This is a genomic window from Streptomyces sp. NPDC044063 (assembly GCF_056434285.1).
The window spans coordinates 195,391-218,358 of record NZ_JBWKFM010000005.1 but is presented as its reverse complement, the minus strand read 5'-3'; the positions used below and the strand labels follow the sequence as shown (position 1 = coordinate 218,358).

Genomic DNA, 22,968 nt, shown 5'->3' with positions numbered 1-22,968 from the left:
CCATGACTCAGACACCCACACGACCGCAGGCGACAGCCCGCTTCACGGTCCCGGCCAAGCACCCCATGGTGACGGTCCTGGGTTCCGGGGACGCTCTCCTGCGCGTGATCGAGAAGGCCTTCCCGTCGACGGACATCCACGTACGGGGCAACGAGGTCAGCGCGACGGGCGAGCAGCGCGAAGTGGCCCTCGTCCAGCGCCTGTTCGACGAGATGATGCTGGTGCTCCGCACGGGTGCGCCGATGACGGAGGACGCGGTGGAACGGTCGATCGCCATGCTCAGGGACGAGGAGAAGGGGTCGGAGACCCCCGCCGAGGTCCTCACCCAGAACATCCTCTCCAGCCGCGGCCGCACCATCCGGCCCAAGACCCTCAACCAGAAGCGCTACGTCGACGCCATCGACAAGCACACCGTCGTCTTCGGCATCGGCCCCGCCGGCACCGGCAAGACCTACCTGGCCATGGCCAAGGCGGTCCAGGCGCTCCAGTCCAAGCAGGTCAACCGCATCATCCTGACCCGCCCCGCGGTGGAGGCGGGCGAGCGCCTGGGCTTCCTGCCCGGCACGCTCTACGAGAAGATCGACCCGTATCTGCGGCCGCTCTACGACGCGCTGCACGACATGCTCGACCCCGACTCCATCCCGCGCCTGATGGCCGCCGGGACGATCGAGGTCGCGCCGCTGGCATATATGCGCGGCCGTACTCTGAATGACGCGTTCATCATCCTCGACGAGGCGCAGAACACCAGCCCCGAGCAGATGAAGATGTTCCTGACCCGGCTCGGCTTCGACTCCAAGATCGTCATCACGGGTGACATCACCCAGATCGACCTTCCCGGGGGCACGAAGAGCGGTCTGCGCCAGGTGCGGGAGATCCTGGAGGGCGTCGACGACGTCCACTTCTCGCTGCTCACCAGCAACGACGTCGTCCGGCACAAGCTCGTCGGACGTATTGTCGACGCGTACGAGCAGTACGACAGCCGCAACGGAAAGTAAAGCGCAGCAACGATGGCAATCGACGTCAACAACGAATCCGGCACCGAGGTCGACGAGCAGGCGATCCTCGACGTCGCCCGCTACGCCCTCGGCCGGATGCGCATCCACCCGCTCTCCGAACTCTCGGTCATCGTCGTCGACGCCGAAGCCATGGAGCAGCTCCACATCCAGTGGATGGACCTGCCCGGTCCCACGGACGTGATGTCCTTCCCGATGGACGAGCTGCGGCCGCCGGCCAAGGACGACGACGAGCCGCCGCAGGGCCTCCTCGGCGACATCGTGCTGTGCCCCGAGGTCGCGCACAAGCAGGGCCAGGAGGCGCCGACCGGGCACTCCATGGACGAGGAGCTCCAGCTCCTGACCGTCCACGGCGTCCTCCACCTCCTGGGCTACGACCACGAGGAACCCGACGAGAAGGCCGAGATGTTCGGCCTCCAGGCGGCGATCATCGACGGCTGGCGCGCCGAGCGCGGCATCGAAGGGCCCTCCCCGGCTCCCACGTTCACGTGACCGGCCAGCTGATCGCCGCCGCGGTCCTGCTGCTCGTCGTCGCCTGGCTCGCCGCCTGCGCCGAGGCCGGCCTCGCCCGGACCACCAGGTTCCGGGCCGAGGAGGCCGTCCGGTCCGGGCGGCGGGGCAGCGCGCGGCTGATGGCCGTCGCCGCCGACCCCACCCGCTATCTGAACGTGGCGCTGCTCGTGCGCGTCGCCTGCGAGATGGCGGCGGGCGTCTTCGTCACCTACGTCTGCCTGGAGGAGTTCGACTCCACCTGGCAGGCGCTGACCGTCGCCATCGCCGTGATGGTCCTCGTCTCGTACGTGGCCGTCGGCGTCTCCCCGCGCACCATCGGCCGCCAGCACCCGCTGAACACCGCCACCGCGGCGGCCTACGTGCTGCTGCCGCTCGCCCGGATCATGGGCCCGGTGCCCCGGCTGCTGATCCTCCTGGGCAACGCCCTCACCCCCGGCAAGGGCTTCCGCATGGGCCCCTTCGCCTCGGAGGCCGAGCTGCGGGCCATGGTCGACCTGGCCGAGAAGGAGTCGCTGATCGAGGACGACGAGCGGCGCATGGTCCACTCCGTCTTCGAGCTCGGCGACACCCTCGTCCGCGAGGTCATGGTGCCGCGCACCGACCTCATCGTCATCGAGCGGGGCAAGACCATCCGCCAGGCGCTGACCCTCGCGCTGCGCTCGGGCTTCTCGCGCATCCCGGTGACGGGCGAGAACGAGGACGACGTGGTCGGCATCGTCTACCTCAAGGACCTCGTCCGCAAGACGCACATCAACCGCGACGCCGAGAGCGAGCTCGTCTCCACGGCCATGCGGCCCGCCGTCTTCGTACCCGACACCAAGAACGCCGGCGACCTGCTGCGCGAGATGCAGCAGCAGCGCACCCACTGCGCGGTCGTCATCGACGAGTACGGCGGCACGGCCGGCATCGTCACCATCGAGGACATCCTGGAGGAGATCGTCGGCGAGATCACCGACGAGTACGACCGGGAGCTGCCGCCCGTCGAGGAGCTCGGCGACGACCGCTTCCGCGTCACCGCCCGCCTCGACATCGGCGACCTGGGCCGGCTCTACGGCCTGGAGGAGTTCGACGACGAGGACGTGGAGACCGTCGGCGGCCTGCTGGCGAAGTCCCTCGGCCGGGTGCCGATCGCCGGCGCCACGGCACGGGTCCCGCTGCTCGCCGGGCACGGCCCGGACCCCTCCCTGACCGCCCTGCGGCTGACCGCGGAGGCGTCGGCCGGCCGCCGGAACCGCATCGTGACCGTGCTGGTCGAGCCGGTCCGCGCGGACGGCGAGGTCTGACCGGGGGAATCCCGCGCGAGCGGCGATTTCCCCCGGCCCGGCCCGGGAACCTGTGCCACGTGCGAGTGGTCACCCGTGTCGCCCGACCGCTGCTGGCGTCCGCGTTCGTCACCAGCGGCGTGCAGACGTACCGCCACCCGGAGGCGCTGGCCCCCGTCGCGGCCCCCGTGGCCCTGGCCATCGCGGACCTCGTCCCCGGGCTGCTGCCCCGCGACGCCCGCGCCCTGGTCCGCCTCAACGGCGCGGTCCACGCGGGCGCCGGCACCCTGCTCGCCCTAGGCGTCCTGCCCCGCCTCTCCGCCCTCGCCCTGGCCGCCAGCCTGATCCCGACCACCCTGGCGGGCCACCCCTACTGGAAGGAAACCGACCCGGCCAAACGCGCCCAGCACCGCGTCGGCTTCTTCACCAACCTGTCCATCCTGGGCGGCCTCCTGATCACGGCGACGGAACCGCGGCGGGGGCGGTAGCGCGGGCGGGCCCGGAGCGGCCCGGAGCCTCACGGCCGCACCCGGCGTGGCGTCGAACGCGGCGGGGACGCCGGCCCGCCCCTCCCGCCGACCGCTGGTCGGCGTCTCGGCCGGGATCGGGGAGAATGGCCGGTATGGATAACGCCTCGTCCCCCTCCCAGGCCCCCCACCGCGCGGGCTTCGCGTGCTTCGTCGGCCGGCCCAACGCGGGCAAGTCGACCCTGACCAACGCACTGGTGGGGACGAAGGTCGCGATCACCTCGAACCGTCCGCAGACCACCCGCCACACCGTGCGTGGCATCGTGCACCGCCCGGACGCGCAGCTCGTCCTGGTGGACACGCCCGGTCTCCACAAGCCGCGCACCCTGCTCGGCGAGCGGCTGAACGACGTGGTGCGGACCACCTGGGCCGAGGTCGACGTGATCGGCTTCTGCCTGCCCGCCGACCAGAAGCTCGGCCCCGGTGACCGCTTCATCGCGGGCGAGCTGGCCGGGATCAAGAAGACGCCCAAGATCGCCATCGTCACCAAGACGGACCTGGTGGACTCCAAGACGCTGGCGGAGCAGCTGATCGCCATCCAGCAGCTGGGCGACGAGCTGGGCATCCAGTGGGCGCAGATCGTGCCGGTCTCCGCGGTCGGCGACAAGCAGGTGTCGCTGCTGGCGGACCTGATCGCGCCGATGCTGCCGGAGAGCCCGCCGCTCTACCCGGAGGGCGACCTCACCGACGAGCCCGAGCAGGTCATGGTCGCCGAGCTGATCCGCGAGGCCGCCCTGGAGGGCGTCCGCGACGAGCTGCCGCACTCCATCGCCGTCGTGGTCGAGGAGATGCTGCCGCGCGAGGACCGTCCCAAGAACAAGCCGCTGCTGGACATCCACGCCAATGTCTACATCGAGCGCCCCAGCCAGAAGGGCATCATCATCGGCCCCAAGGGCGCCCGGCTGAAGGAGGTCGGCATGAAGTCCCGTAAGCACATCGAGGCGCTGCTGGGTACGCCGGTCTTCCTGGATCTGCATGTGAAGGTGGCGAAGGACTGGCAGCGGGACCCGAAGCAGCTGCGGAAGCTGGGCTTCTAGGCCGTCGCGCCCCTTACCTCACGCCCCTGCCGTCACGCCCCTTCCTTCAGGACGGTGCGGATCAGTTCGCGCTGGTCCTCCGTGAGGTGGGGGTCGGCGAGGTGGACCGAGCGGCCGTCCACGTCGATCACGTAGTGGAAGCCGTCCGGCACCCCCCTCGCCGGCGCGTCCCGGCCCGGCGCGAGGGCGCGGTGCGCCAGGGCCTCCAGGTGCGTCGCGTCGGGCCGGCCGCAGGTGTCCAGCTCGGCCCGGCGCTCGATGCCGGCGAATCCGCCGGTTCGGGTGATGACGATACGCATGGCGTCATCCCTACCCCGTCGTCCTCCGTCTACGGGTCCCTACGCCGTGGGGACGCCCACCTGGCGCCACGCCTCCAGCACGGCCTTGACCGCGTCGCCCTCGCCGTACAGTGTCCGGGCCGAGGCCACGGTCAGCCGGGCGAAGTCCGCGAACTGGGCGTCGGCCGCCAGCTCGCCGCCGGTCAGCGTGGCGTACCAGATCCGCCCGGCCCGCTCCCAGGCCTGCCCGCCGAGGGCGGTGGCCAGCAGGTAGAAGGCGTGGTTGGGGATGCCGGAGTTGATGTGCACGCCGCCGTTGTCCCGGCTGGTGCGGACGTAGTCGTCCATGGTGGCGGGCTGCGGGTCCTTGCCGAGGACGTCGTCGTCGTACGCGGTGCCCGGGGCCTTCATCGAGCGCAGGGCCGTGCCCTTGTCCACGCCCGGGCCCAGCAGCCCCGAGCCGATCAGCCAGTCGGCCTGGTCGGCGGTCTGCCCCAGGGCGTACTGCTTGATCAGGGAGCCGAAGACATCGGCCAGGGATTCGTTCAGCGCGCCCGACTGGCCGTAGTACTCCAGATTGGCCGTGTGCTGGACGACCCCGTGGGTCAGCTCGTGGCCGATCACGTCCACGGGAATCGTGAAATCGAGGAAGACGTCGCCGTCGCCGTCCCCGAAGACCATCTGCTCGCCGTCCCAGAAGGCGTTGTTGTACTTGTGGCCGTAATGGACGCTGGCGTTCAGCGGCAGTCCGCAGTCGTCGATGGAATGCCGGCCGTAGACCTTCAGATAGAGATCGAACGTCGCGCCGAGACCGGCGTGGGCGCGGTTGACGGTGGCGTCCTTGCTCGGCGCGTCGCCCTCGGCGTGCACCTTGGTGCCCGGCAGGTTCTCGATGTGGCGCGCGTCGTAGATCGTGCGCCGCGGCGTCTCGGAGGGGGTGCCGGCCGAGGAGTCGGCGTAGACCCCGCGCAGGGCGGTGACCCGGCGGCGGGTGCGCAGGGCGCCGTCGTGCTCCAGGGTGCGGCGGGCGGGCTCGTGGAGGAGCGGGTCTTCCCTCTGGGCGAGATGATCGAGGACGTGCGGCGGAACGATGGTGCAGAAAACCGTCTTCTCTGACTTCTCTGATTCGGCCATGCGTGCAATCTGACACCGCCCCCGGGCCTTGTCATTGGGCGATGCGGTGATTAACACAAACGAGTGGCGGCGTTCCGTGTCTCGCGGGTTCCGGCCGGTTCTCGTGGGTTCCCGCGGGCTTCCGCGGGTGTCCCGCATGCTGGAACGGCCCTGCCGATCCCCGCGCGCCTCGGTTAGTGTTTCTCGCATCATGCGTGACGTGCTGCTTCTTCTTAGCTGCCGCGGCGAGGGCCTGTAGACGTAGGCCGACCCCCTCCCCGCGGAGTTTCGGCGTTGCGGAAACGCCCCGGAGAAACCGGAGAATCCCGAGCAGCAGCCCGTCGGCCGCACCCCGCGGATCACCGAGGAGCCCTCCGCAGATGTCCCAGACGTCCCCGTCCGTCGGCCGCCCCACGCCCGTCACCGCCGCCACCGCCGTGCGCCGGCCCTCCGGGATGCCCATCCACAAGTACCGCCCCTTCGAGGCCGTGGACCTGTCCGACCGCACCTGGCCGGACCGCCGTATCACCGCCGCGCCCCGCTGGCTGTCGACCGACCTGCGGGACGGCAACCAGGCACTGATCGACCCGATGTCGCCCGCCCGCAAGCGTGAGATGTTCGACCTGCTGGTCCGGATGGGCTACAAGGAGATCGAGGTCGGCTTCCCCTCCTCCGGGGCCACGGACTTCGCGTTCGTCCGCTCGATCATCGAGGAGGGCGCGATTCCGGAGGACGTGACGATCTCCGTCCTCACCCAGGCGCGCGAGGAGCTGATCGAGCGGACCGTGGAGTCCCTGCGCGGCGCCCACCGCGCCACCGTCCACCTCTACAACGCCACGGCCCCGGTCTTCCGGCGGGTGGTCTTCCGCGGCTCACGCGAGCAGGTCAAGCAGATCGCGGTGGACGGCACCCGGCTGGTGATGGAGTACGCCGACAAGATCCTCGGCGACGAGACCGTGTTCGGCTACCAGTACAGCCCGGAGATCTTCACCGACACCGAGCTGGACTTCGCCCTGGAGGTCTGCGAGGGCGTCATGGACGTCTGGCAGCCCGAGGAGGGCCGCGAGATCATCCTGAACCTGCCGGCGACCGTCGAGCGTTCCACGCCCTCCACCCACGCCGACCGCTTCGAGTGGATGTCGCGCAACATCTCCCGCCGGGAGTTCGTGTGCCTGTCCGCGCACCCCCACAACGACCGCGGCACCGCCGTCGCCGCCGCCGAGCTGGCGGTCATGGCCGGCGCCGACCGGGTCGAGGGCTGCCTGTTCGGCCAGGGCGAGCGCACCGGCAACGTCGACCTGGTCACCCTGGGCATGAACCTCTTCTCCCAGGGCGTCGACCCGATGATCGACTTCTCGCAGATCGACGAGGTGCGCCGCACCGCCGAGTACTGCAACCAGATGGAGGTCCACCCGCGCCACCCCTACGCGGGCGACCTGGTCTACACCGCCTTCTCCGGCTCCCACCAGGACGCCATCAAGAAGGGCTTCGAGGCGATGGCGGCCGACGCGGCCGCCGCCGGGAAGACCGTGGACGACATCGAGTGGGCGGTGCCGTACCTGCCGATCGATCCCAAGGACGTCGGCCGGTCCTACGAGGCGGTCATCCGGGTGAACTCGCAGTCCGGCAAGGGCGGCATCGCCTACGTCCTGAAGAACGACCACAAGCTGGACCTGCCGCGCCGGATGCAGATCGAGTTCTCGAGGATCATCCAGGCCCGGACCGACGCCGAGGGCGGCGAGGTCACCCCGCAGGAGATCTGGGCGGTCTTCCAGGACGAGTACCTGCCCATGGCCACCGACCCGTGGGGCCGGATCACCCTGCGCAGCGCCCAGACGTCCACCACCAGCGAGGGCACCGACGCGCTGACCGTCGAGGCCGTCGTGGACGGCGTGGAGACGGTCATGACCGGTACGGGCAACGGCCCGATCTCCGCGTTCTTCGACGCGCTGGCCGCCACCGGGGTCGACGCCCGTCTGCTCGACTACACCGAGCACACCATGAGCGAGGGCGCCAGCGCCCAGGCGGCCTCGTACATCGAGTGCGTGATCGACGGAAAGGTGCTGTGGGGCATCGGCATCGACGCCAACACCACGCGCGCCTCGATCAAGGCCGTCGTGTCGGCGGTGAACCGGGCGTACCGCGGCTGACGGGGGCGGAGGCGGTCGTCAGGCGGTCCGTCCGTCAACGCGGCGCCACCGAAAGCACCGCATCCGGTGGGCTCGGTGGCGCCGGCGGCCGCATGCCGCGTGCCTGTGCGTGACGAGGTACTGACGCCGCATCAAGGATGTGGCTAACATCACGTCAACGCGGCGACGAGGCCGTGGCGTTATGGAGGTGCGCCGTGATGCACGCGCAAGGCCGACACAGCCCGGACCGGTGCGTGGTGGGCGTACGCACCGTGTGGCGCACTGTCGGGGACGGCGAGTTCTTCTGCCCCGGTTGCGGCGGCGACCGCAATTACCACCGCCGTACGGGCCGCCGTCGCCTCGTCGCGTTCGGTGTACCGCTGCTGCCGCGCGGCCCGGTGGGGCCCATCGTCGAATGCACGGCCTGCCGCGGCCGGTTCGCCATGGACGTGCTCGACCACCCGACGACGACGCGGTTCTCGGCGATGCTGCGGGACGCCGTGCACACCGTCGCGCTGGCCGTGCTGGCCGCGGGCGGCACCGAGGCGCGTACGGTCCGGCGCGCGGCGGTCGGCGCGGTGCGGGCGGCGGGCTTCGCGGACTGCAGCGAGGAGCAGCTGGTCACGCTGATCGAGGCGCTGGCCGCGGACACCGGGCGGCTGCCCGGGCGGTACGCGACGCCGCCGGGCGGCGCGGGCCAGGGCGGTGGCTTCGACGCGTGCGGCACGGCGCTGGCCATCGAGCTCCACGAGGCCCTGGAGCCTCTGGCGCCGCACCTGGCGCCGGCCGGGCGGGAGTCGATCCTGCTCCAGGGGGCCCGGATCGCACTGGCGGACGGCCCGTACCGGCCCGCCGAGCGGGAGGTCCTGGCGACGGTGGGCCGGGCGCTGCTGCTCTGCCCGGAGGACACCGACAGACTCCTGGCCGCGGCACGTACGCCCTCGTGAACGGCGCGGGCGCCCGGCGCCTCCCATGTGAGCCGGCGCCCGCCCGCACAAGAGCGCGAATTGCGACCTGATCCTTCCGTTTCCGGTCAACGTGACAGGTGTGTTCGTCAAGAAATCGCATTGTTTCTCTGAGTGACCGGCCGTGTTCATCCAGAGTTTCCCTCGGATCTGTGATCGTTCGATCGCACAGAGAGAGGGAACGATGGAAACCGTGCGACACCTTGCCGCCCATCTGGGTCTCGACCTGGCCGCGGTGGGTCTGCTGACCTTCGCGATCTACTACCCGAGGCACCGGCGACGCGACCTGGTCCCCGCGTATCTCGCGCTGAACGTCGCGCTGTTCACCGTGGTAGCCGCGCTCGCCGAGGTGGGCGGCAACGGCGGTCTCGCCCTCGGCTTCGGCCTCTTCGGCGTCCTGTCGATCATCAGGCTCCGCTCGGACGCCGTCCAGCACCAGGAGGTCGCCTACTACTTCACCACCCTCGTCCTCGGCCTGGTCTGCGGTCTGCCGCACCTCGCGTTCGGGATGGCCGCGGCGCTCAGCGGCATCCTGCTGCTGGTGGTCTACGGTGCCGACCACCCCCGGCTCTTCGCCCGCTCGCGCCGCACCCTCGTCACCCTCGACACCGTCCACGCCGACCCCGCCGATCTGCGCGCCGACCTCGCGCGGCGGCTCGGCGAGCCGCAGCAGTGGACCGTCATGGAGATCGACTACGTCCGCGACCTGACCGTCGTCGACGTCCGCTACCGCGAGCCCGAGGCGGGCGCGGCGCGCTCGCCCGAGCGGTCCGCCGACCGGGGCGGCCAGGCCGTGAGCCGGCCGGCCGCGCCCGCGTGGGAGGCCGCGTGAGCGCCCCGGCCCCCGCCCCCGCCACCCCCGTCCCCGGGGCCGCCACTTCCGCCTCCGGGCCCGCCCTCGCCGCCCCGGCCGCCGCCGGGGCCCTCGACCGGGCCGCCGCTACCGCCCGGTCGATCACCCTGGCCGAGGTCACCGCGCGCGCCGAGCTGCTCACCCGCTTCGACCGCAGCTATCTGGTGCCCGCTGAAACGTTCCTTCAGGTGGTCGCGCGCCTCACCGACCCCCGCCGCCCCGGCGGCCCCTTCCGCGCCCTGACCATCGACGGCCGCCGCGCCTTCGGCTACCACTCCGTCTACTACGACACCCCCGGCCTGCGCTCCTTCCACGACCACCGGCAGGGCCGCAGGCTGCGCTTCAAGATCCGCGAGCGCCTCTACCAGGACTCGGGGGAGCGGCAGTTCGAGATCAAGCTCAAGGGCCGGCGCGGCGACACCGTCAAGCACCGCCGCCCGCTGACCGGCGCCGACGGCCCGCTGGACGCCCCGTACCGGGCCTTCCTCGCCGCCACCCTGCGCGCCGCGTACGGCATCGAGGCGCCCGGGGCGCTCGCCCCCTCGCTCAGCACCGACTATCTGCGGACCACGTTCGTCGCCGACGGCGAGCGCATCACGTGCGACGCCGGGCTCGTCTGCACCGACCTGCGCACCGGGCACACCGTGCGCTGCGCCGACGGGCTGGTGCTCGTGGAGACCAAGAGCGCGGGCCACCTGACGGAGGCGGACCTGCTGCTGCACCACCACGGTGTGCGGCCGGCCGTCTTCACCAAGTACTGCGGCGCCTACGCCGCCCTGCGCCCCGCCCTCCCCGCCAACCGCTGGCGCCGTGCCGCCGGCCGGGCCTTCCCGGAGGGCGCCGGTCCGGGCGCCTGAGCCGGACGCCTGAGCCGGGCGCCGGCCGGACGGCGGGGGGCCGCCCGTGGCCCGGGGCACCCCGCCGCGTACGCGAGAATGGCGGCATGACCCTCTTCCGTGACGACGGCATCGTGCTGCGCACCCAGAAGCTGGGGGAGGCGGACCGCATCATCACCCTGCTCACGCGGGGACACGGGCGGGTGCGGGCCGTGGCGCGCGGCGTCCGGCGCACGAAGTCGAAGTTCGGGGCCCGGCTCGAACCGTTCTCCCACGTCGACGTGCAGTTCTTCGCGCGCGGCGGTGAGCTGGTCGGCCGGGGGCTGCCGCTGTGCACCCAGAGCGAGACCATCGCTCCGTACGGTGGCGGCATCGTCACCGACTACGCCCGCTACACCGCCGGCACCGCCATGCTGGAGACCGCCGAGCGGTTCACCGACCACGAGGGCGAGCCGGCGGTCCAGCAGTACCTGCTGCTGGTCGGGGCGCTGCGGACGCTCGCCGCCGGGGAGCACGCCCCGCACCTGATCCTCGACGCGTTCCTGCTGCGCTCGCTCGCGGTCAACGGCTACGCGCCCAGCTTCGACGCCTGCGCGAAGTGCGGGATGCCCGGTCCCAACCGGTTCTTCTCGGCGTCGGCCGGCGGCGTGGTGTGCGGGGAGTGCCGGGTGCCCGGATGCGTCGTACCCTCCTCGGAGTCGATCCAGCTGCTCGGCGCGCTGCTGACCGGGGACTGGGCTACGGCGGATGCCTGCGAGGCGCGTCATGTGCGCGAGGGCAGCGGCCTGGTGGCCGCGTATCTGCAGTGGCATCTGGAGCGGGGGCTTCGCTCGCTCCGGTATGTCGAGCAATAGGAATCCGAGAAACAGGGATCAAGGAGAAGTGGCTTCGATGGCACGACGCGGGATTCTGGGCCGTTCCCGACGCGAGTACCGCACCCCCGACCCGCACCCGTCGGGCGCCCGCCCGCCGAAGATCCCCGGTGAGCTCGTCCCCGGCCACGTGGCCATCGTCATGGACGGCAACGGCCGCTGGGCCAAGGAGCGCGGCCTGCCGCGCACCGAGGGGCACAAGGTCGGCGCCGAGCGCGTGCTGGACGTCCTCCAGGGCGCCATCGAGATGGGCGTCGGGAGCATCTCCCTCTACGCCTTCTCCACCGAGAACTGGCGGCGCTCCCCGGACGAGGTGCGCTTCCTGATGAACTTCAACCGCGACTTCATCCGCAAGACCCGCGACCAGCTCGACGCGCTCGGCATCCGGGTACGCTGGGTGGGCCGGATGCCCAAGCTGTGGAAGTCGGTCGCCAAGGAGCTCCAGGTCGCCCAGGAGCAGACCAAGGACAACGACAAGCTCACGCTGTACTTCTGCATGAACTACGGCGGCCGCGCGGAGATCGCGGACGCGGCGCAGGCGATGGCCGAGGACGTGAAGGCGGGCCGGCTCGACCCCTCGAAGGTCACCGAGAAGACCCTCCAGAAGTACATGTACTACCCGGACATGCCGGACGTGGACCTCTTCCTGCGCCCCTCCGGTGAGCAGCGCACCTCCAACTACCTGATCTGGCAGAGCGCCTACGCCGAGATGGTCTTCCAGGACGTCCTGTGGCCCGACTTCGACCGCCGCCACCTGTGGCGCGCCTGCCTGGAGTACGCCCAGCGCGACCGGCGCTTCGGCGGCGCGATCCCCAACGCGGTCGAGGACGCGATCGAGGACGCGGTCGAGGGCGGGGAATCCACCACCGCATGAGCGAGACCACGACGGCGCCGGCCCCGGCCGACGCCCTGACGTTCGACTACGAGCTGACGGTCGCCGACGTCCGGTCGGCGCTGCGGGCCCGTGGCCGGACCGTACGGAGCGCCCGGCTGCTGAAGGTGGCACTGCCGCTGTGCTACGCGGTCTTCGTGGCCGGGGTCGTGGCCAAGGGGGTCGAGCCGAGGGACTGGAACCCCCTGGTGACCTTCGGCCTCCTGACCGTCTTCACGCTGTGGGGAGCCCCCGCGCTGCGGGCCCGCAACGCCCACAAGATCCTGGAGCGCGAGGGCCGGACGCGGACGACGGTGGCGGCCGGCGGCCTGGCCGGTACGTCGGCGAACGGGTCCCGCTCGATGGCGTGGTCGGCGTTCGGCCGCTACACCGAGACGAAGGACCTCTTCGTGCTGCTGAGCGCCGACAGGCGCGGCGCGTGCCTGGTGATCCTGCCCAAGCGGGCCCTCGCCGCCCCCGGCGACGTCGACCGCCTCCGCGCGCTGCTGGACGCGAGTCTGCCGCGGGTCTAGCGCCGGAGAACGACGACTGCCCCGGACGTCCGAGGACGTCCGGGGCAGTTCGCGTATCAGGTCAGCTCTCGGCCTGCGCCGCCGCGCAGTCGCCGCACGTACCGAAGATCTCGATCGTGTGGGCGACGTCCACGAAGCCGTGGTCCTCCGCGATGGAGTCGGCCCACTTCTCGACGGCCGGGCCCTCGACCTCGACGGCCTTGCCGCAGGCGCGGCAGACCAGGTGGTGGTGGTGACCGCTGGAGCAGCGGCGGTAGACCGCCTCGCCCTCGCTGGTGCGCAGTACGTCGACCTCGCCGGCGTCGGCCAGGGACTGCAGGGTGCGGTAGACCGTGGTCAGACCGACGGAGGCGCCGCGGTGCCTGAGCATGTCGTGGAGTTCCTGCGCGCTGCGGAACTCGTCCACCTCGTCGAGCGCGGCCGCGACGGCCGCCCGCTGCTTGGTGGCTCGTCCGCGTACCGGGGGTCCGGCGGTCGCCACAGTTGCCTCCTCAGGACGGCCAGAACATCGCACGTGTTGCCACGCCAATTGTGCCAGGCCCTCGGGGCGGGCCCGGCAGGCTCGTCAGACGCGGACGTCGTCGGGGGCCCCGGGCGTCGCGGCGGGGGAGTCCTCGAGGGTGCAGTGCTCGGCCAGGGCCGCCCGGTCGGCCCTCCGCCGGGCGAGCGGGGTGGCCAGCGCGGTCAGGACCAGGAAGACGCCGATGGCCATCAGCACGATCGTGGCGCCGGACGGCACGTCCACGTAGTAGGAGGTGACGGTGCCCGAAAGGGTCACCAGGACGCCGATGGAGACGGCCATCGAGAAGGTCGCGGCGAAGCTGCGGGTGATCTGCTGGGAGGCCGCCACGGGGATCACCATCAGGGCGCTGACCAGCAGCAGGCCGACCACGCGCATGGCGACGGTGACGGTCACGGCGGCGGTGACGGCGACGAGCAGGTTCAGCAGCCGCACCGGCAGACCGGTGACGCGCGCGAACTCCTCGTCCTGGCAGATGGCGAACAGCTGCCGGCGCAGGCCGATCGTGGTGGCGACCACGAAGGCGGCGAGCAGGCAGATCGCCACGATGTCCTGCTGCGAGACGGTGGTGATGGACCCGAAGAGGTACGTGGTGAGGTTGGCGTTGGAGCCGTTCGCGGAGAGGCTCATCAGCATGACGCCGCCGGCCATGCCGCCGTAGAACAGCAGGGCGAGCGCGATGTCGCCGCGGGTCCTGCCGTACGACCGGATCAGCTCCATCACCACGGCGCCCGCCACGCAGACGGCCGTGGCCACCCACACGGGGCTGGTGTTGAGCAGGAAGCCCAGGCCGACGCCGGTGAGGGCGACGTGGCCGATGCCGTCGCCCATCAGCGCCTGGCGGCGCTGGACGAGGTAGATGCCGATGGCGGGGGCGGTGACGCCCACGAGGAGGGCGGCCAGCAGCGCCCGCTGCATGAAGGCGAGTTCGAGGATGTCCATCAGCTCAGCAGCCCTGTCCGGATCGGTTCCGCGGCCGGGTCGGCGTGCGGGTGTACGTGGTCGTGGCCGGGCAGCGCGTGCTGGCCGACGGCCTTGGGCGGGGGCCCGTCGTGGACGACGCAGCCGTCCCGGAGGACCACCGCGCGGTCGATGAGGGGCTCCAGCGGGCCGAGCTCGTGGAGGACGAGCAGCACCGTGGCGCCCCGGGCGACCTCGCCGCGCAGGGCGGTCGCGAGGACCTCCTGGCTGGCCAGGTCGACGCCGGCCATCGGCTCGTCCATGATCAGCAGCTCGGGGCGGCCGGCCAGCGCGCGGGCGATGAGCACCCGCTGGTGCTGGCCGCCGGAGAGGGCGTCGACGGGGTCCTTGGCGCGGTCGGCCATGCCCACCAGCTCCAGGGCCTCGTGCACGGCCTCCCGGTCGGCCTTGCGGACCGGGCCCAGCCTGGTGCGGGCCAGCCGGCCGGCCGCGACGACCTCGCGGACGGTGGCCGGCACCCCGCCGGCGGCGGTGGTGCGCTGCGGCACGTAGCCGACGCGCGCCCAGTCGCGGAAGCGGCGCCGGGGGGTGCCGAAGAGCTCCAGCTCGCCGCCGGTGAGCGGCACCTGGCCGACGATCGAGCGGACGGCCGTGGACTTGCCGGAGCCGTTGGCGCCGAGCAGCGCGACGACCTCGCCGCGCCGGACGGTCAGGTCGACGCCGCGGAGCACGGGGCGCGACCCCAGCGAGGCGGTGCCCCCGCGCAGGGATATGACGGGCTGCTCCATGATGATCTCCTCGGGCGTGGTCACGTGGTGCCGAGCGCCTTCTGCAGGGCGGTGAGGTTGGACTCCATGACCTCGAAGTAGTCGCGGCCCTTGGAGTCGTCGGTGATGCCCTCGAGCGGGTCGAGGACGTCGGTGCGCAGGCCCAGGTCCTTCGCCAGCGTCCGGGCGGTCTTGGGGCTGGCCAGGGTCTCGAAGAAGACGGTGCTGACGTGGTGGTCGCCGGCCAGCTTGTGGAGGTCCTTCATCCGGGCGGCGCTGGGCTCGGACTCCGGGTCGACGCCGCTGATGGACTCCTGGTCCAGGCCGTAGCGCTCGGCGAGGTAGCCGAAGGCGGCGTGGGTGGTGACGAAGGTGTCCGAGGCGCGCTTCTTCAGCCCCTCGGAGAACTTCCGGTCCAGCGCGTGCAGCCGGTCGGCCAGGGCGGTGGCGTTCTTCGTGTAGTCGCCCTCGTGGTCGGGGTCGGCCTCGGCGAGGGTGGCGGCGACGCCCTTGGCGACCTCGGCGTACTTCACGGGGTCCAGCCAGATGTGGGGGTCGGCGCCGCTCTCGTCGGCGTGCCGGTGGCCCTCGTGCTCCTCGTGGTCGTCGTGACCGCCGTGGTCGTGGCCGTCGACCTCGGTGCCGTGCTTCTCCAGAGAGGTGAGCGAGGCCGCGTCGGCGACGTGCTTGTTCCCGGACTGTCCGATCGCCGTGTCGACGGCGGGCTGGAGGCCCTTGAGGTAGACGATCGCCCCGGCGTCCTGGAGGGAGCCGGTCTGCCGGGGGGTGAGCTCCAGGTCGTGCGGTTCGACGCCGGGCTTGGTGAGCCCGGTGACGCTGACGTGGTCGCCGCCGATCTCCCTCGCCAGGAATTCCATGGGGTAGAAGGACGCCACGACCTTGAGCTTCCCGTCCGCCGTCCGTCCGTCGGAGCTCAGGACCGAACAGGCCGAGAGGGACACCAGGCCGAGCGTCGCGGCGAGGGCGACCGCGGCGCCGGTTATTCGGCGGCGGGAGCGAAGGGGACGGATCGGACGTACGTTCATGACACTCATTTTCAACAAAGATGGAAACGATTGTCAACAGCAGAGGGTCCGGGGGACCGGGTCAAGCCAAGGCCAGAGCCGATTTGATGAGAGGGGGTGTGGCGCCGGTAACCTGAGCCATTCGCTGTTCGTCGTCGCAATGAAGAGAGCACCGTGGCCGCCGACAAGATCGACACCATCGTCAGCCTGAGCAAGCGCCGTGGCTTTGTTTTTCCGTGCAGTGAGATCTACGGCGGCCAGCGTGCCGCCTGGGACTACGGCCCGCTCGGCGTCGAGCTCAAGGAGAACATCAAGCGTCAGTGGTGGCGCTACATGGTCACCTCGCGCGAGGACGTCGTGGGCATCGACTCGTCGGTGATCCTCGCCTCCGAGGTGTGGGTGGCTTCCGGTCACGTGGCCACCTTCTCCGACCCGCTGACCGAGTGCACCTCCTGCCACAAGCGCTACCGCGCCGACCACCTGGAGGAGGCCTACGAGGCCAAGCACGGCAAGCTGCCCGAGAACGGCCTGGCCGACATCAACTGCCCCAACTGCGGCAACAAGGGGCAGTTCACCGAGCCCAAGCAGTTCTCCGGCCTGCTCTCCACGCACCTCGGCCCGACCCAGGACTCCGGCTCGGTCGCCTACCTGCGCCCCGAGACCGCCCAGGGCATCTTCACCAACTTCGCCCAGGTCCAGCAGACCTCCCGGAAGAAGCCCCCGTTCGGCATCGCCCAGATGGGCAAGTCCTTCCGCAACGAGATCACGCCCGGCAACTTCATCTTCCGCACCCGCGAGTTCGAGCAGATGGAGATGGAGTTCTTCGTCAAGCCGGGCGAGGACGAGCAGTGGCAGGAGTACTGGATGCAGCAGCGCTGGAACTGGTACACCGGTCTCGGCCTGCGCGAGGAGAACATGCGGTGGTACGAGCACCCGCAGGAGAAGCTCTCCCACTACTCCAAGCGCACCGCTGACATCGAGTACCGCTTCCAGTTCGGCGGCAACGAGTGGGGCGAGCTGGAGGGCGTCGCCAACCGCACCGACTACGACCTGGGCGCCCACGCCAAGGCCTCCGGCCAGGACCTGTCGTTCTTCGACCAGGAGGCCGGCGAGCGCTGGACCCCCTACGTCATCGAGCCCGCCGCCGGTGTCGGCCGCACCATGCTCGCCTTCCTGCTCGACGCCTACGTCGAGGACGAGGCCCCCAACGCCAAGGGCAAGCTGGAGAAGCGCACCGTCCTGCGCCTCGACCCGCGCCTGTCCCCGGTCAAGGTCGCGGTCCTGCCGCTGTCCCGCAACCCGGAGCTGTCCCCGAAGGCCAAGGGCCTGGCCGCCGACCTGCGCAAGCACTGGAACATCGAGTTCGACGACGCCGGCGCCATCGGCCGCCGCTACCGCCGTCAGGACGAGATCGGCACCCCGTTCTGCGTCACCGTCGACTTCGACACCCTCGAGGACAACGCGGTGACGGTCCGCGAGCGCGACACCATGAAGCAGGAGCGCGTCTCCCTCGACCAGATCGAGGGCTACCTGGCCGCGCGCCTGATCGGCTGCTGATCAGGCGGGCAGACGCTGCCCGAGCGTTCACCGGAAGGCCCCGGCTCCCCGCGTCCCGCGGGGGCCGGGGCCTTCCGGCGTTCCGGTGTGCCGCCGAGGTGGTGCTGCTTGCACCCCGAGCCGGGCACCACCGCCATTCCACGCCCCTGACCTGCGCGCCTACCGTGTCCCGCATGCACATCGCCGCTCTGCTCCGTCGCCCCTTCCAGGGGGCCGGCCGCTCCACCGCCTTCCTCGCCGTCGGGGTGATCGTCCAGCTCGCCGCGCTCCTCGTCCTCTCCGTGCCCTGGCTGCCCGGCGGGCCGACCGAGGCGCTGAGTTGCCTGGTGGCCGTGCTGGTGCCGCTGGCGGTGCTCGGGGCCGCGGTGCCGCTGCTGTCGCGGGCGCAGCGGGCCCGCTTCCGGGGCCGGCTCGGGGTGGACATCCCGGCCACCGGGCAGGCCTATTCATGGCCCCAGGCGCGGTACCACCTGCTGGTCGGGCCGCTGATCGCCGCGGGCGGCGCCGGGGTGCTGCTGCTGTGGGCCGCGTCCGCGGTGGCGGCCACCGTCTCCGTGTGGATATGGGCGCTGCCGCCCGAGACGCGGCTCGCGCGGCCCGGCTGGGCCGTGGCGGCCGGCTACCTCACCGCGGCCGGGATCGCCGGGCTGTACGCGGCCGCCTGGCTGTCCGGGGTGCTCGCCCGGCTCGACACCCGGGCCGCGCTGCGCCGGCTCGGGCCCAGCCGGGCCGAGGAGCTGGAGCGGCGGGTGGAGGAGGTCACCGAGAGCCGGGCCGGCGTGGTGGACGCGGCGGACGCCGAGCGGCGGCGGATCGAACGGGACCTCCACGACGGCGCCCAGCAGCGCCTGGTGTCGCTGGCGGTCAACCTGGGCCTGGCCAAGGTCACGCTGACCGATCTGCCCGACGACGCGCGCAAGGTGATCGACGAGGCCCACCGGGAGGCGAAGGAGGCCGTCGCCGAGCTTCAGGACCTGGTGCGCGGACTCCACCCGGCGGTGCTGGAGGACCGGGGCCTGGACGCCGCCCTGTCCGGACTCGCCGAACGCGCCCCGCTGCCGGTCCGGGTGACGGTGGATCTGCCGGTGCGCCCGGGGCCCGCGGTCGAGGCCGTCGCCTACTTCGTGGTCTCCGAGACGCTGGCCAACGTGGTCAAGCACGCGCGCGCCTCCAGGGCGGATGTCACGGTCGAAACGCGGGAGGGGATACTGCTGATCGTCGTCACCGACGACGGCGTGGGCGGGGCCGATCCCTCGGGCGGCACCGGGCTGGCCGGGCTGGCCAAGCGCGTCGCGTCGGTCGACGGCACGTTCTCGATCAGCAGCCCCGTGGGGGGCCCGACCGAAGTGACCGTGGAGCTGCCGTGCGCGCTGTGATCGCCGAGGATTCCGTCCTGCTCCGGGTGGGCCTGGTGAAGGTCCTGGAGGCGGCCGGATTCGAGGTGGTCGCGGAGACCGGCGACGCCGAGTCCCTGCTGGCGGCCGTGGAGAAGCACCGGCCGGACCTCGCCGTGTGCGACGTGCGGATGCCGCCGGGCTTCACCGACGAGGGCGTACGGGCCGCGCTGGTCCTGCGCGCGCGGTGGCCGGAGGTGGCCGTGCTGCTGCTCTCCCAGTACGTCGAGGAGCGGTACGCCACCGACCTGCTGACCGGCGAAACCGCGGGCTTCGGCTATCTCCTCAAGCAACGCGTCGCGGACGTCGAGGAGTTCATCGAGGTGCTGCGGCGGGTGGCGGCCGGCGGCACCGCGCTCGACCCGCAGGTGATCGCGCAGCTGCTGACGCGGCGGCACAGCGACCCGCTGGACCGGCTGACGGCCCGCGAGCGGGAGGTGCTCGCGTCGATGGCCGAGGGCCGGTCCAACGCGGGGATCGCCGAACGGCTCGTCATCAGCGAGAGCGCCGTGGCCAAGCACATCAACAACATCCTGGCCAAGCTGGACCTGCCGAAGGCCGAGGCCGACCACCGGCGGGTGCTGGCGGTGCTGCGGTTCCTCGGGGTGGGGTGACCCCCGGGCCGGCCTAGTGGTGGAGGCCGCGCAGGACCAGGTCGCACACCGCGTCGAAGGCCGGCTCGATGTCCGGCCGTGACCACTCCGCCGCGTAGGCCGGGTCGTGGAAGCGACTGCTCGCGTCCCAGACCGCGCGGGCGGCCGTCGCGGGGTCGACCGGGCGGAACGCGCCCTCGTCCACGCCGCCCTCGATGATCCGGGCGAGCTGCTCGATCATCGTCGCGATGTGGCGTTCGACCGTGGTGCTGTTCTCGCCGACCAGGACCATGTACGTGGCGAACAGCTCGGGGTCGTCGCCGGCCTTGCGGCGCTTGGCCGCGAACAGCGCGGCGAGCCACTCGCGCAGCCGGCCGTCGGCCGGGGCCTCGGCGTCGGCCAGGGCCGACAGCTCGGCGTGCGACTGGTCGAGCCAGCGCCCGGTGACCGCCTCCCGCAGGGCGGCCTTGCTCCCGAAGTGGCGGTAGACGCTGCCGTGGCTGACGCCGAGGGCTCGGGCCACGTCGACGACGGTGGCCTTGGCGGGGCCGTAGCGGCGCAGCACGTCTTCGGTGGCCTCGAGGATGCGGTCCTGTGTCAGCGGTTCGGGCATCTGGGGGTGGGTCCCTTCCGGGGGTGGGTGGTACTACGACCGTACCGGTGCGGCCCGGTGGGCCGGGTTGTGCCCAGACCCGGCGCGGGTGGGGGCCCTCAGTGCTCGCTGTCCAGGTGGGTCATCTGGGAGGCCGGGTAGCGGTCGCCGGCTGCGGATCCCGCGGGGACGGCCTGTTCGATGGCGGTCAGGTCGGCCGGGGTGAGGGTGATGTCCAGGGCGCCGAGGGCCTCGGTCAGGCGGTCGCGGCGGCGGGCGCCGACCAGGGGGACGATGTCCTCGCCGCGGGAGAGGACCCAGGCGATGGCCGTCTGGGCGACCGTCGCGCCCCGGTCCTCAGCGACCTTGCGCAGGGCGTCGACCAGGTCGAGGTTGCGCTGGAGGTTCTCGCCCTGGAAGCGGGGGCTCATGCCGCGGAAGTCATTCGCGGCGAGCTGCCGGTCGTGGGAGAAGTGGCCGCTGATCAGGCCCCGGGAGAGGACGCCGTAGGCGGTGACGCCGATGCCCAGCTCGCGGCAGGTGGGGAGGATGCGGTCCTCGATGCCGCGGGAGATCAGGGAGTACTCGATCTGGAGGTCGGCGATGGGGGCGACGGCGGCGGCCCGGCGGATGGTGTCCGCGCCGGCCTCGGACAGGCCGATGTGGCGGACGTGCCCGGCCTCGACCAGCTCGGCGATCGCGCCGACGGTCTCCTCGATCGGGACGTCCGGGTCGACGCGGGCGATCCGGTAGACGTCGATGTGGTCGACGCCCAGCCGCTGGAGCGAGTACGCGGCGAAGCTCTTCACGGCGGCGGGGCGGCCGTCGTACCCCGACCAGCCGCCGTCCGGGTCGCGCAGGGCGCCGAACTTGACGCTGGTGAGGGCGTTCTCGCGGTGGGCGGCGGGGGCGGTGCGCAGGGCCTCGCCGATGAGCAGCTCGTTGTGCCCCATGCCGTAGAAGTCGCCGGTGTCGAGCAGGGTGACGCCGGCGTCCAGGGCGGCGTGGAGGGTGGCGATCGACTCGGCGCGGTCGGCGTCGCCGTAGAGGGCGGACATGCCCATGCAGCCGAGGCCGAGAGCGGAGACCTTGGGGCCGGTGGTGCCGAGAGTGCGGTGCAGCACGGGGAACTCCTCGGGGACGGAGCGGGTGGTACCCCCACAGCGTGACACATGGACTGACAGATTTCAATATCTGTCAGTCCATGTGTGTCCGCACCCGGGATCGAGGCCCCCGGTTCAGTGCGCCGTGCGCGGCAGCCGCAGGCTGAGCAGCACCGTCGCCGCCACCAGCACCAGCTGTGCCCCCAGCGTGATCGCCAGCGCGTCCCGCATCCCCGTCGCCGGTGTCAGGGACAGGAAGAGCGAGCCCATCGTGGCCACGCCCAGCGCCATGAACGCCTGCTGCGTCGTCACCATCACCCCGCTGCCGACGCCCGCCCGGTCCGGCGGCACCTCGCTCAGCACGATCCGCAGCGTCAGCGGCAGCAGCAGCCCCTGGCCCAGGCCCTGGACGGCCAGTCCCGCCCCCGGGCCGGCCGGCCCCAGCCCGTCCCAGCCGAACCAGAACGTCGCGATCACCGTGGTCAGCCCCACCGCCTGGAGCAGCGACCCGGCCGTCACCAGCGACCTCCCGTACCGGGCCGCCAGCCGGGGCCCCGCCAGCGAGCCGGCGAGGTACGTCACGCACAGCGGCAGCAGTGCCAGCCCGGCCGCCATCGGCCCGAGCCGCAGCCCCTCCTGGAGCGCCACCGCGAGCACGAACATGTACCCGCCCCAGCCGATGGAGAACGGCACGATCAGCGCCAGCCCGCTGCGTACCGAGTGGATCCGCAGCAGCGACGGCGGCACCAGCGGCGTCCGCCCGGCCCGCTCCTCGCGCCGCTCCACCACGACCAGCGCCACCGCCGCGACCGGGAACACCGCCAGCAGCAGCCACGACCACAGCGGCCAGCCCGTCGACCGGCCCTCGGTCAGGGGCAGCAGCAGCGACACCAGGGTCAGCGTCAGCAGGACCGTGCCCCGGGCGTCCACCCGCGTCGGGTTCGCCGACCGGGTCTCGGGCACCGAGCGGAGCGCCAGGACCAGCGCCACCACCGCGATCGGCGCGTTGAGCAGGAAGATCGACCGCCAGCCGGTCCCGGCGAGGTCGACGGAGACCAGCACCCCGCCGAGCACCTGCCCGACCGCGCTGGCCACCCCGGCCGTACCGCTGTACAGGCTCATCGCCCGGGTGCGGCGCTCACCGCTGGTCGTCGCCTGGATCGTCGCGAGCACCTGCGGCAGCATCAGCGCGGCCGCCGCGCCCTGCGCGACCCGCGCGATCACCAGCGACCAGGCGTCCGGCGCCAGGCCGCACGCCACCGACGTCACGCCGAACGCGGCCGTTCCCCACAGGAACAGCCGGCGCCGGCCCACCATGTCGCCCAGCCGGCCGCCCAGCACGAGCAGCACCGCGTAGGAGACGCCGTAGCCGCCGACCACCATCTCCAGCAGGGCCGGGCCCGCGTCCAGGTCGTGGTCGATGGTCGGCAGGGCGACGTTGACGATGAAGAAGTCCAGGAACGGCAGCGCGGCGCCGATCAGCACGGTGAACAGCCCCAGCCGGCCGATGGCGGGAACGGAGCCGGTGCCGGGGGAGGTACGGGGGTCGGGGGAGGGGACGGAGGAGGCCGGGGCGGGCGCGCCGGCGGCGGCAGGACTCGGTATGGGGATTTCGCTCACGGACCGACGATGGCAGCGCCCCCAGCCGGGTACCAGAGCCTCGTTATCCTGGTACCGGAGCCACCTGGCAACCG

General features: G+C 72.0%; 24 protein-coding genes. 15 read left to right on the top strand and 9 right to left on the bottom strand.

Going from position 1 to position 22,968, the window contains the following annotated elements; genetic code table 11:
* Positions 1-2: 2 nt before the first annotated feature.
* The 5 genes from AC07BS_RS09315 to era all read left to right on the top strand — a co-directional run bounded on the left by AC07BS_RS09315 (position 3) and on the right by era (position 4,352).
* Complete coding sequence (locus tag AC07BS_RS09315; protein ID WP_478641509.1) at positions 3-995, top strand: PhoH family protein; 993 nt, start codon at positions 3-5, stop codon at positions 993-995.
* A 12-nt stretch (positions 996-1,007) separates the two neighbouring features.
* The gene (gene ybeY / locus AC07BS_RS09310; RefSeq protein ID WP_478641507.1) at positions 1,008-1,505 is read left to right on the top strand and encodes an rRNA maturation RNase YbeY; all 498 of its coding nucleotides are present in this window, start codon (positions 1,008-1,010) and stop codon (positions 1,503-1,505) included.
* Entirely contained in the window at positions 1,502-2,809 is a 1,308-nt protein-coding gene (locus AC07BS_RS09305; protein ID WP_478641506.1) for a hemolysin family protein, read from the top strand. The genes ybeY and AC07BS_RS09305 overlap by 4 nt, the downstream gene beginning before the upstream one ends.
* 59 nt (positions 2,810-2,868) lie before the next feature.
* The gene (locus AC07BS_RS09300; RefSeq protein ID WP_478641505.1) at positions 2,869-3,276 is read left to right on the top strand and encodes a DoxX family membrane protein; all 408 of its coding nucleotides are present in this window, start codon (positions 2,869-2,871) and stop codon (positions 3,274-3,276) included.
* 134 nt (positions 3,277-3,410) lie between these two features.
* Positions 3,411-4,352: a GTPase Era gene (gene era, locus AC07BS_RS09295; protein WP_478641503.1), complete on the top strand. Its 942-nt coding sequence runs from the start codon at positions 3,411-3,413 to the stop codon at positions 4,350-4,352.
* A gap of 32 nt (positions 4,353-4,384) precedes the next feature.
* Here the strand turns inward: era and AC07BS_RS09290 are convergent, their stop codons facing one another.
* Together AC07BS_RS09290 and AC07BS_RS09285 are read right to left on the bottom strand one after the other, a co-directional pair.
* A complete protein-coding gene (locus AC07BS_RS09290; RefSeq protein ID WP_478641501.1) occupies positions 4,385-4,651 on the bottom strand; it encodes a protealysin inhibitor emfourin in 267 nt (88 codons plus the stop codon).
* Between the two features lie 39 nt (positions 4,652-4,690).
* On the bottom strand, positions 4,691-5,764 hold the full coding sequence (locus AC07BS_RS09285; RefSeq protein ID WP_478641500.1) for a M4 family metallopeptidase: 1,074 nt from the start codon (positions 5,762-5,764) through the stop codon (positions 4,691-4,693).
* 359 nt (positions 5,765-6,123) lie between these two features.
* On the opposite strand from AC07BS_RS09285, the gene leuA reads away from it, so the two are divergent.
* The 7 genes from leuA (at position 6,124) to AC07BS_RS09250 (ending at position 12,802) form a co-directional block, all read left to right on the top strand.
* The gene (gene leuA, locus AC07BS_RS09280; RefSeq protein WP_478641499.1) at positions 6,124-7,893 is read left to right on the top strand and encodes a 2-isopropylmalate synthase; all 1,770 of its coding nucleotides are present in this window, start codon (positions 6,124-6,126) and stop codon (positions 7,891-7,893) included.
* Between the two features lie 197 nt (positions 7,894-8,090).
* Positions 8,091-8,819: a tellurite resistance TerB family protein gene (locus AC07BS_RS09275; protein ID WP_478642108.1), complete on the top strand. Its 729-nt coding sequence runs from the start codon at positions 8,091-8,093 to the stop codon at positions 8,817-8,819.
* A gap of 202 nt (positions 8,820-9,021) precedes the next feature.
* Positions 9,022-9,669, top strand: coding sequence for a DUF4956 domain-containing protein (locus AC07BS_RS09270; protein ID WP_478641498.1), 648 nt, complete (start codon positions 9,022-9,024; stop codon positions 9,667-9,669).
* 122 nt (positions 9,670-9,791) lie between these two features.
* A complete protein-coding gene (locus tag AC07BS_RS09265; protein WP_478931289.1) occupies positions 9,792-10,547 on the top strand; it encodes a polyphosphate polymerase domain-containing protein in 756 nt (251 codons plus the stop codon).
* Positions 10,548-10,633: 86 nt separating this feature from the next.
* Positions 10,634-11,380: a DNA repair protein RecO gene (gene recO / locus AC07BS_RS09260; protein WP_478641496.1), complete on the top strand. Its 747-nt coding sequence runs from the start codon at positions 10,634-10,636 to the stop codon at positions 11,378-11,380.
* Positions 11,381-11,417: 37 nt separating this feature from the next.
* Positions 11,418-12,272: an isoprenyl transferase gene (locus AC07BS_RS09255; protein WP_478641494.1), complete on the top strand. Its 855-nt coding sequence runs from the start codon at positions 11,418-11,420 to the stop codon at positions 12,270-12,272.
* Positions 12,269-12,802 carry a YcxB family protein gene (locus AC07BS_RS09250; RefSeq protein ID WP_478641493.1) on the top strand — a complete coding sequence of 178 codons (534 nt, stop codon included), beginning with the start codon at positions 12,269-12,271 and terminating at the stop codon, positions 12,800-12,802. Before AC07BS_RS09255 ends, AC07BS_RS09250 begins: the two co-directional genes overlap by 4 nt.
* A 61-nt stretch (positions 12,803-12,863) precedes the next feature.
* On the opposite strand, the gene AC07BS_RS09245 is transcribed toward AC07BS_RS09250, so the two are convergent.
* The 4 genes from AC07BS_RS09245 to AC07BS_RS09230 form a co-directional block, all read right to left on the bottom strand.
* Complete coding sequence (locus tag AC07BS_RS09245) at positions 12,864-13,283, bottom strand: Fur family transcriptional regulator (RefSeq protein WP_478641491.1); 420 nt, start codon at positions 13,281-13,283, stop codon at positions 12,864-12,866.
* Positions 13,284-13,367: 84 nt separating this feature from the next.
* Complete coding sequence (locus AC07BS_RS09240; protein ID WP_478641490.1) at positions 13,368-14,264, bottom strand: metal ABC transporter permease; 897 nt, start codon at positions 14,262-14,264, stop codon at positions 13,368-13,370.
* On the bottom strand, positions 14,264-15,031 hold the full coding sequence (locus tag AC07BS_RS09235; RefSeq protein ID WP_478642102.1) for a metal ABC transporter ATP-binding protein: 768 nt from the start codon (positions 15,029-15,031) through the stop codon (positions 14,264-14,266). Before AC07BS_RS09235 ends, AC07BS_RS09240 begins: the two co-directional genes overlap by 1 nt.
* A gap of 20 nt (positions 15,032-15,051) precedes the next feature.
* Positions 15,052-16,056 carry a metal ABC transporter substrate-binding protein gene (locus AC07BS_RS09230; protein ID WP_478931177.1) on the bottom strand — a complete coding sequence of 335 codons (1,005 nt, stop codon included), beginning with the start codon at positions 16,054-16,056 and terminating at the stop codon, positions 15,052-15,054.
* A gap of 153 nt (positions 16,057-16,209) precedes the next feature.
* On the opposite strand from AC07BS_RS09230, the gene AC07BS_RS09225 reads away from it, so the two are divergent.
* From AC07BS_RS09225 to AC07BS_RS09215, 3 genes are all read left to right on the top strand, one after another.
* Positions 16,210-17,592, top strand: coding sequence for a glycine--tRNA ligase (locus tag AC07BS_RS09225; RefSeq protein WP_478641487.1), 1,383 nt, complete (start codon positions 16,210-16,212; stop codon positions 17,590-17,592).
* A 173-nt stretch (positions 17,593-17,765) separates the two neighbouring features.
* Positions 17,766-18,968 carry a sensor histidine kinase gene (locus AC07BS_RS09220; protein WP_478931175.1) on the top strand — a complete coding sequence of 401 codons (1,203 nt, stop codon included), beginning with the start codon at positions 17,766-17,768 and terminating at the stop codon, positions 18,966-18,968.
* Positions 18,956-19,600, top strand: coding sequence for a response regulator (locus tag AC07BS_RS09215; protein WP_478931173.1), 645 nt, complete (start codon positions 18,956-18,958; stop codon positions 19,598-19,600). The genes AC07BS_RS09220 and AC07BS_RS09215 overlap by 13 nt, the downstream gene beginning before the upstream one ends.
* Before the next feature lie 13 nt (positions 19,601-19,613).
* Here the strand turns inward: AC07BS_RS09215 and AC07BS_RS09210 are convergent, their stop codons facing one another.
* The 3 genes from AC07BS_RS09210 to AC07BS_RS09200 form a co-directional block, all read right to left on the bottom strand.
* Positions 19,614-20,192 carry a TetR/AcrR family transcriptional regulator gene (locus AC07BS_RS09210; RefSeq protein WP_478641483.1) on the bottom strand — a complete coding sequence of 193 codons (579 nt, stop codon included), beginning with the start codon at positions 20,190-20,192 and terminating at the stop codon, positions 19,614-19,616.
* Positions 20,193-20,290: 98 nt separating this feature from the next.
* Positions 20,291-21,295 carry an aldo/keto reductase gene (locus tag AC07BS_RS09205; RefSeq protein WP_478931171.1) on the bottom strand — a complete coding sequence of 335 codons (1,005 nt, stop codon included), beginning with the start codon at positions 21,293-21,295 and terminating at the stop codon, positions 20,291-20,293.
* A gap of 114 nt (positions 21,296-21,409) precedes the next feature.
* Positions 21,410-22,894: an MFS transporter gene (locus tag AC07BS_RS09200; protein WP_478641481.1), complete on the bottom strand. Its 1,485-nt coding sequence runs from the start codon at positions 22,892-22,894 to the stop codon at positions 21,410-21,412.
* Positions 22,895-22,968: the final 74 nt, after the last annotated feature.

What these genes read in the sequence shown, in the direction of transcription:
- AC07BS_RS09315 (WP_478641509.1), top strand. Translation starts at nt 3, where the DNA reads ATGACTCAGACACCCACACGACCGCAGGCGACAGCCCGCTTCACGGTC.
- ybeY (WP_478641507.1), top strand. Translation starts at nt 1,008, where the DNA reads ATGGCAATCGACGTCAACAACGAATCCGGCACCGAGGTCGACGAGCAG.
- era (WP_478641503.1), top strand. Translation starts at nt 3,411, where the DNA reads ATGGATAACGCCTCGTCCCCCTCCCAGGCCCCCCACCGCGCGGGCTTC.
- AC07BS_RS09290 (WP_478641501.1), bottom strand. Translation starts at nt 4,651, where the DNA reads ATGCGTATCGTCATCACCCGAACCGGCGGATTCGCCGGCATCGAGCGC.
- AC07BS_RS09285 (WP_478641500.1), bottom strand. Translation starts at nt 5,764, where the DNA reads ATGGCCGAATCAGAGAAGTCAGAGAAGACGGTTTTCTGCACCATCGTT.
- leuA (WP_478641499.1), top strand. Translation starts at nt 6,124, where the DNA reads ATGTCCCAGACGTCCCCGTCCGTCGGCCGCCCCACGCCCGTCACCGCC.
- AC07BS_RS09275 (WP_478642108.1), top strand. Translation starts at nt 8,091, where the DNA reads ATGCACGCGCAAGGCCGACACAGCCCGGACCGGTGCGTGGTGGGCGTA.
- AC07BS_RS09270 (WP_478641498.1), top strand. Translation starts at nt 9,022, where the DNA reads ATGGAAACCGTGCGACACCTTGCCGCCCATCTGGGTCTCGACCTGGCC.
- recO (WP_478641496.1), top strand. Translation starts at nt 10,634, where the DNA reads ATGACCCTCTTCCGTGACGACGGCATCGTGCTGCGCACCCAGAAGCTG.
- AC07BS_RS09255 (WP_478641494.1), top strand. Translation starts at nt 11,418, where the DNA reads ATGGCACGACGCGGGATTCTGGGCCGTTCCCGACGCGAGTACCGCACC.
- AC07BS_RS09250 (WP_478641493.1), top strand. Translation starts at nt 12,269, where the DNA reads ATGAGCGAGACCACGACGGCGCCGGCCCCGGCCGACGCCCTGACGTTC.
- AC07BS_RS09240 (WP_478641490.1), bottom strand. Translation starts at nt 14,264, where the DNA reads ATGGACATCCTCGAACTCGCCTTCATGCAGCGGGCGCTGCTGGCCGCC.
- AC07BS_RS09235 (WP_478642102.1), bottom strand. Translation starts at nt 15,031, where the DNA reads ATGGAGCAGCCCGTCATATCCCTGCGCGGGGGCACCGCCTCGCTGGGG.
- AC07BS_RS09230 (WP_478931177.1), bottom strand. Translation starts at nt 16,056, where the DNA reads ATGAACGTACGTCCGATCCGTCCCCTTCGCTCCCGCCGCCGAATAACC.
- AC07BS_RS09220 (WP_478931175.1), top strand. Translation starts at nt 17,766, where the DNA reads ATGCACATCGCCGCTCTGCTCCGTCGCCCCTTCCAGGGGGCCGGCCGC.
- AC07BS_RS09210 (WP_478641483.1), bottom strand. Translation starts at nt 20,192, where the DNA reads ATGCCCGAACCGCTGACACAGGACCGCATCCTCGAGGCCACCGAAGAC.